General features: G+C 37.5%; 6 protein-coding genes and 1 pseudogene. 6 read left to right on the top strand and 1 reads right to left on the bottom strand.

Annotated features, from left to right (window positions below):
- Together WBM60_RS01110 and WBM60_RS01105 are read left to right on the top strand one after the other, a co-directional pair.
- A partial coding sequence (locus WBM60_RS01110; RefSeq protein WP_424282653.1) for a cytochrome c oxidase subunit I occupies positions 1-1,102 on the top strand: 1,102 nt, incomplete at its 5' end.
- Positions 1,103-1,243: 141 nt separating this feature from the next.
- Positions 1,244-2,068, top strand: a complete 825-nt coding sequence (locus WBM60_RS01105) for a GIN domain-containing protein (protein ID WP_424259325.1) — start codon at positions 1,244-1,246, stop codon at positions 2,066-2,068.
- A 71-nt stretch (positions 2,069-2,139) separates the two neighbouring features.
- Here the strand turns inward: WBM60_RS01105 and pckA are convergent, their stop codons facing one another.
- Positions 2,140-3,744: a phosphoenolpyruvate carboxykinase (ATP) gene (pckA, locus tag WBM60_RS01100; protein WP_424259324.1), complete on the bottom strand. Its 1,605-nt coding sequence runs from the start codon at positions 3,742-3,744 to the stop codon at positions 2,140-2,142.
- Positions 3,745-3,943: 199 nt separating this feature from the next.
- On the opposite strand from pckA, the gene ruvB reads away from it, so the two are divergent.
- The 4 genes and pseudogenes from ruvB to WBM60_RS01080 form a co-directional block, all read left to right on the top strand.
- A complete protein-coding gene (gene ruvB / locus WBM60_RS01095) occupies positions 3,944-4,966 on the top strand; it encodes a Holliday junction branch migration DNA helicase RuvB (RefSeq protein WP_424259323.1) in 1,023 nt (340 codons plus the stop codon).
- A 100-nt stretch (positions 4,967-5,066) separates the two neighbouring features.
- On the top strand, positions 5,067-5,387 hold the full coding sequence (locus WBM60_RS01090; protein WP_424276607.1) for a GIY-YIG nuclease family protein: 321 nt from the start codon (positions 5,067-5,069) through the stop codon (positions 5,385-5,387).
- A gap of 38 nt (positions 5,388-5,425) precedes the next feature.
- The gene (locus WBM60_RS01085; RefSeq protein WP_424282652.1) at positions 5,426-6,751 is read left to right on the top strand and encodes a cytochrome P450; all 1,326 of its coding nucleotides are present in this window, start codon (positions 5,426-5,428) and stop codon (positions 6,749-6,751) included.
- Positions 6,752-6,939: 188 nt separating this feature from the next.
- A pseudogene (locus tag WBM60_RS01080) lies at positions 6,940-7,894 on the top strand (hypothetical protein); the annotation flags it as partial.

Here is a 7,894-nt window from a genome sequence, read left to right as displayed (position 1 = left end):
CCCTGTATTACTATCCGCAGCCTTACTTTTGATAATGGACAGAAGTTTTGGAACATCTTTCTTTTTATCGGATATTTTTATTCAGGGTGAAGTCTTACATTATCAGGGAGGATCTCCTGTATTATTTGAGCACTTGTTTTGGTTTTTAGGGCACCCTGAAGTATACATAGTGCTCTTACCGGCTCTTGGAATTACTTCTGAAGTTATGTCCACGAATGCCCGTAAACCAATATTTGGTTATAGAGCTATGGTGGCATCAATTTTAGCAATTGCATTTTTATCTACAATTGTATGGGGACATCATATGTTTATTTCGGGAATGAATCCATTCCTTGGATCCGTATTTACGTTTACTACCCTCTTGATAGCAATCCCATCTGCCGTTAAAGCATTTAACTATATAACCACATTGTGGAAAGGTAATTTGCAACTTAATCCTGCAATGCTATTCTCAATAGGATTAGTGTCAACATTTATTACCGGAGGTTTGACAGGGATTATTCTTGGCGATAGTACATTGGATATCAATGTTCACGACACGTATTTTGTAGTTGCTCACTTTCATCTGGTAATGGGTATATCGGCCTTGTATGGATTATTTGCCGGAGTCTATCACTGGTTCCCCAAAATGTTCAAAAGAATGATGAATAAGAACTTGGGCTATGTACACTTTTGGATTACGGCGATCTGTGCCTATGGCGTGTTCTTTCCCATGCACTTTGTTGGAATGGCAGGGGTACCAAGGCGTTATTATGAAAACACCGCATTCCCTATGTTCGATGAATTAACGGATGTAAATGTTCTTATTACTGTTTTTGCACTGATAGCCGGTCTGGCTCAATTAGTTTTCTTATATAATTTTATCAGTAGTATTTTTTATGGGAAACCTACTGAACAGAATCCATGGAAATCTAATACACTGGAATGGACTGCACCAATTGAGCACTTACACGGAAACTGGGAAGGTAAGATTCCAGAAGTACATAGATGGGCTTATGATTATAGCAAAACTCAGGATAATGGGGAATATGTAATCCCGGGTCAGGATTTTGTTCCTCAAAACATACCACTTCAACAGGATGAAGAGGAATTGAATCATTAAAGAGATAATTGTTAGTTCATATTATATAGCCCATCTTTTGATGGGCTTTTTTATATTAGTGATGGAGGATTATGTATAAGCCTTTTATAAAATAATTAGCTTGACTTATTTTTAGCGGGAATAATTATTAAATTCGTTATCGTGAAGAACTTTATTCTATTTTTTTTAGCATTCACCACTTTAGCGGTTAGTGCCCAGCGAAAACCTAAAATTAAAGGCAATAAATCCATCGTGGACGTTAACGAAGATCTGCCATTCTTTAATGCCATTGAAGTTAAGGATGATCTTGAAATCTTTTTAAAAGAGGCCACTATTCCCGGATATTCTATTTCTGCAGATGATAATTTGATAGATATTTTAAGATTTGATGTAGTAGACAGTACCCTTATTATAAGATCGTTTTACAAGATTACAGCCAAAAAACAACTTGATATAACGGTTAACTACAATGAGTTGGAGCGTATAGTTTTACATCAAGGGAAGGTTGTTACAAAAGATATGATTAATGCCGATAAACTTAATATCAGCATATTTGGTTCTTCCAAACTTGAATTAAATGGCAAGGCTTCAATTGTTCAGATAGAGATGGAAGGAAGCAGTACCGGAGATCTTAACCTGCAGTCAGATTCTTTAAATCTTATATTAAAAGATAAAATAAATCTCAATATTTATTCTATAACAGGTAAAAGCAGTATCGAAATGCATAATAATGCCTCGGCAGTAGTTGAAGGAACTGCAGATACCTTGAATATAAAACTATCTGGAAGCAGCGACCTCAAGGCAGAAAAAATGGAAAGTGGAGTCATTAGCGCGCGTCTAGAAGAAACAACCAAAGCAAGGTTATACGCCTATAAAAGTATTGAGCTCTCATCAGCCGGTTCGGCCAAGACTTATTTGTGGGGTAACCCCAAGATAATTTTGAATGAATTTCTGAATACTTCGGAGTTATATAAAAGGGAAGAATAAAATTTAGAGTAAACTTTTAAAAAAACCCCCATCGCCCTAGGCGACGGGGTTTTTAACTAAACTCAAACTTGTCAGGACTGTAAGGCATGGTCTGCGCTTGGCCCTGCCTCCACAATCTTGGCGTTCACGTTAGCTGCAAACTTTTTAAAATTTTCATTAAAAAGCCCTACAAGTTTCTTCTTAACTTCCTGATATTGCCCCTTATCTTCCCAGGTATTCTTTGGTATAAGAATTTCAGAAGGTACATTCGGACAACTAAGTGGAATTTGAAAACCAAACTCCTCATCTGTTGTAAATTCAACATTGTCAAAATCATGATGGTGTATTGCATCAATCATTGCACGGGTATACTTCAGGCTCATTCTTGAACCTACACCATGTGCTCCACCAGTCCATCCGGTATTAACCAACCAGGCGGTAGCTTTATGTTCTTTTATTTTTTCTGCCAGTAATTCAGCATATTTATTTGGGTGCCACATCATAAATGCTGCTCCAAAACAAGCACTGAATGTTGCCTGTGGTTCTGTTACACCCATTTCCGTACCGGCTACCTTAGCGGTATATCCTGAAATAAAGTGGTAACTGGCCTGTTCAGGAGTTAGTTTGCTCACTGGAGGCAAGACACCGAAAGCATCACAGGTAAGGAAGATAATATTTTCTGGATGCCCCGCAACACAAGGTATTTGTACATTATCTATATAGTGAATTGGATAGGAGGCTCTGGTATTTTGTGTTATAGTGGTATCTGCATAATCCACTTCCCTGCTAAACTTATCGTATACTACATTTTCCAGAACCGTACCAAATTTAATGGCGTTATAAATATCCGGTTCTTTTTCAGCGGAAAGATTTATAGCTTTTGCATAACATCCTCCTTCAATATTAAATGTGCCCTGGTCTGTCCAGCAGTGCTCGTCGTCTCCAATTAATTTACGTTTTGGATCAGCACTTAAAGTGGTCTTTCCTGTTCCAGATAAACCAAATAATATGGTTACGTCATCCTTCTCGCCCACATTTGCAGAACAGTGCATGGGTAATACATTTTCCAAAGGCATTAAATAATTCATAACAGAGAAAATACCTTTCTTCATTTCACCGGCATACTGCGTTCCCAGAATCACAATCTCTTTGCGTTCTAAATTAAGATCTACACTGGTTTTAGAAGTCATCTCTGAAGTATACCTGTTAGCGGGGAATCCACCTGCATTAAGGACAACATAATCCGGTTCTCCAAAATTTTCAAGTTCTTCTGCTGTTGGCATGATTAACATATTCTGCATAAATAGAGCATGGTAGGCTCTTGTGCAGATAATCCTGACTTTAATTCTGTATTTTGGATCCCAACCGGCATAAGCATCAACTACGAATAGGTGATCACAAATATTTAAGAAATCTAATGCGCGTTCATGATTTACCATAAAGGTATGTTCATCTAAACCAATATTGATAGGTCCCCAGTCAATATTATTTTCAGAATCGGGGTGTCTAACGATTCTTTTATCCTTTGGGCTACGACCTGTTTTTTCACCAGAGTAGGTCATCAGTGCACCTACACTGGAAATAGCCGTTCCCTTTTCTAATCGCAATCCTAATTCATAAAGCACAGGAACACTACTATTCCTATATACCTGCTCCGTTTCTATCCCGTATTTTTGAAGATTAAATGATGTTTTCATTAATGTTTTGTTTTTGAAGATTGTACTTTCCTAACTCTCGATAATTTAGTGATAATTCATAAATTCTATGCAAAGAATACAATAAATTTTTGCAAAAAAGATGACGAATATCATATAGTTGCAGGGAATTGTGACATTATAAAAAAGTAAGAACATTTTGTGATATTTACCCCTTTTGTTTTTTAGTATCTTTGAAAATATGAACGATAATCTTGATCCAACAGGCTCTGCATTTTCACAAGAGGAATTGGATATTGAACGTGTACTAAGACCCATAACTTTTGATGATTTTACGGGTCAGGAGCAGGTATTAGAAAATCTTAAGATATTTGTGCAGGCCGCCAACCAGCGCAATGAAGCCTTGGATCATACCTTATTTCATGGTCCACCTGGTTTAGGAAAAACTACACTGGCGCATATACTGGCCAATGAATTGGGGGTTGGAATAAAAATTACTTCAGGACCAGTATTAGACAAACCCGGAGATCTTGCAGGATTACTAACCAATCTGGATGAACGAGACGTATTGTTCATTGATGAAATTCACAGACTAAGTCCTGTAGTTGAAGAGTATTTGTACTCAGCTATGGAGGATTACAAAATTGATATCATGATTGAGACCGGCCCAAACGCCAGGTCGGTGCAGATAAATTTGAACCCCTTTACCCTAATTGGCGCCACCACGCGCTCGGGATTGCTAACAGCTCCTATGCGGGCAAGATTTGGAATAACAAGCAGACTTGAGTATTACAGAACTGAATTATTATCGACTATAGTTTTGAGGAGTGCAGAAATTCTAAAAGTTCCTATTACAGATGATGCAGCCATCGAAATTGCAGGAAGAAGCAGGGGAACACCAAGAATAAGCAATGCCCTGCTTAGAAGGGTAAGGGATTTTGCTCAGATAAAAGGTGATGGTAATATTGATATGAACATATCCAGATATGGATTAAAAGCCCTCAATGTAGATACTCATGGATTGGATGAAATGGATAATAAAATTTTGACTACCATTATCGACAAATTTAAGGGAGGCCCTGTAGGCATTACTACACTGGCTACAGCAGTATCAGAAAGTGCAGAAACAATTGAAGAGGTCTACGAACCTTTTTTAATCCAGCAGGGATTTATTATGCGCACACCAAGAGGTAGAGAAGTAACAGAATTGGCTTATACCCATCTGGGCAGAATAAAAGGAGGTTCACAACCGGGCTTGTTTTAGTTTTATTATTGTATATCAGGCTGAGCGCAGTCGAAGCCTTGAATAAAAAAGGATTCCAATATGTCAGGCTGAGCGCAGTCGAAGCCAACCAAAATAGAAAATGAATAGTTATTACGTTTACATATTAAAATGTTCAGATCAATCCTATTATACAGGAATTACCAATGACCTTGATAAAAGAATTGAACAACATCAATCGGGATGTAAAAAAGATAGCTATACTTACAATAGAAGACCTCTTAAACTTGAATTTTATCAGGAATTTAGTGATGTATTGCAAGCTATTTACTTTGAAAAAAAAATAAAGGGCTGGACTAGAAGAAAAAAAGAAGCTTTGATTCGTGGTGATGATCAATTGCTTCAAATTCTGTCCGAATGTAGGAATGCAACACATTATAAATACCACGACCGTTACAAATAAGGGCTTCGACTGCGCTCAGCCTGACAGATAGTTTATCAATGAAAGAACTCCACACCATTTCGCAATTCCAGGTTTTTAAAAACAGAAAGACAATTCTTAAAAACCCATTGCCTTTTCACAGGGCGAATTTTGAAAAATATGGTGATATTTTCAGGGTCAAAATTGGGTTTAGGAAAGCTGTAATTTTCACTCGGGATGCTACTATAATTAAACATATACTTCAAAAGCAGCACAGGAAATATCAGAAATCAGAACTCCAAACGGTAGATCTCGCAAAATATATCGGGCATGGAATCCTGACTTCCAATGGAGAACATTGGCGTGTGCACCGCCGTATGGTACAACCTGCATTTCACAAAAAGAAGCTTCAGGGTTTATTGGGCATCATGAAACAGGCTATTGATGCTGAATTAAAAAGAATTGAACCCGGCACTTCTCAGGATGTTTTTCCGTTAATGGGCGATTTGGCATTCCAGGTGGTAGCACAAGCCCTATTTAGTCGGTCAGACATTCAAAAAGACATGCAACGACTACAGGATTTTACCGAGCGCAATCAGAAGATGTTAATTAAAGAAATGAGGCAACCTTACCTTAAGTGGTGGTTTAGTATAAGTGGTGAAATAAAAAAGCATCTGAACCTCGCCGAACAGGGAAGGAATATTTTAAATAATATTATCGAAGAAAGACTGGATTCCGGGGAAGATAAGGATGATTTGCTGGATATGCTGTTAAATGCAACCTATGAAGACGGCACACACATGCCCAGGCGGCAGTTAATAGATGAAGTTCTAATTCTTTTTACCGCGGGCCATGAGACCACGGCGAATGCACTTAGTTTTACACTATTTCTGTTGGCTAAACACCCGACCATTCAGAATAAAGTTTTAAAGGAAGTTGAAAATATAGATCTGGAAGCTGATGACCTGATGCAGTGTCTGTCTCAATTAACCTATACGAAACAGTGTATAGAGGAGGCCTTAAGACTATATCCACCGGCATATGTCATTGATAGGACTGCTATAGCGGATGATGTGGTTCAGGGGCAAAGCTTTCCCAAAGACACCTTGGTTTTAATGTCTATTTACGAATTGCACAGGTCATCTGCTTTTTGGGAAGCCCCTGAGAAATTTAATCCGGACCGTTTTGATACCGCATTAAAAAGGGACTATTCTAATTATTATTATCCTTTTGGTGCTGGTCCCAGAATGTGCGTGGGGAACAACTTTGCTATGTACGAAATGATCATCGCTATAGCTCAAATCATTAATAAATATCGAATTAGCTCTAATCTTAAAACCGTAGAGGTAAACCCAATGATCTCCTTAAAACCCAAAACGGTGCCTGTCTTTTTTGAATTACATTAATTTATCTGATATTCCATAAAGTATCAAATTAAAGAAGGCAATTGAGATATTTTTTGTCTTTTTGATTATCAGAAACGGGTACTTATCTAATTCATCTTTGAGTACATATTATCCTACCTAAACTGATCCTTATCATTGCCATTTTGGGGTATTGATTGTTACTTTATTGGTTATTCAGTTAAAAGGTTATGAATTTTTTCGATGAACTCAAGCGTAGAAATGTTATCAAGGCAACAATAGCCTATATAGTTGTCGCCTGGGTTCTGTTGCAAGTTCTTACAAGTGTCCTGCCAAATTTGGGGTCACCTCTCTGGGTTTTAAAAACCTTGATGTTCTTAATAGTCATTGGCCTGCCTATTTGGATCATTTTTTCATGGGTCTATGAAATGACCCCCGAAGGTTTAAAAAAGACCCTACAAGTTTCAAAAGAACAATCTATTACCGAAGCTACCAATAAACGCTTGAACATTATAATCATAATTACCCTAATTATTGCTATTGCGGTATCCTTTTTAAATAAACCCATAGCCGACACATCCTTTAAGACCATTGCCAATAATGAATTAATATTGGATAATTCTATTGCGGTAATACCTTTTAAAAACTGGAGCGGCGATCCGGAACTCGAATACATAAGTGATGGTATGACAGACGCTGTTATTGCCAGGCTTACGATGATAAAATCAATGACAAATGTAATTCCATTTACATCCGTATTAAAGTATAAAACTTCAGATAAAAGTGTTCCGGATATTGCTGAGGAATTGGGTGTACGGAATATCCTGCAAGGGAATTTTCAACTATCAGGTGATCAAATGAAAATAACGTTGCAATTGATCGATGGACCCTCGAATAAACATTCCTGGTCGGATGAATATACAGGAGAATGGAAAAGTGATGAGATCTTTAAGATACAGGCGGAAGTAGCCGAAAATGTAGCAAAGAATATGAATGTTGAAATCAAAGACGAAGAATTCGAAGCCCTAAAGAAAATCCCGACTCAAAATAAAGAGGCTTATGCTCTATTTCTTCAGGCTACGTTTCAAAGAGATAGGACTACCAAAGATTCGTATAAGAATGCAATCCCTTTATACGAAAAGGCCATCGCATTAGATTCCAATTTTACAGAGGCTTATATTAAAC

Source organism: Eudoraea sp. (assembly GCF_049669105.1).
Classification (GTDB): Bacteria; Bacteroidota; Bacteroidia; order Flavobacteriales; family Flavobacteriaceae; genus Eudoraea.
This window is presented reverse-complemented; position numbering and strand designations above follow the sequence as displayed.

Coding starts and splice junctions, on each gene's coding strand:
- pckA (WP_424259324.1), bottom strand. CDS start 3,744: ATGAAAACATCATTTAATCTTCAAAAATACGGGATAGAAACGGAGCAG.
- ruvB (WP_424259323.1), top strand. CDS start 3,944: ATGAACGATAATCTTGATCCAACAGGCTCTGCATTTTCACAAGAGGAA.
- WBM60_RS01090 (WP_424276607.1), top strand. CDS start 5,067: ATGAATAGTTATTACGTTTACATATTAAAATGTTCAGATCAATCCTAT.
- WBM60_RS01085 (WP_424282652.1), top strand. CDS start 5,426: ATGAAAGAACTCCACACCATTTCGCAATTCCAGGTTTTTAAAAACAGA.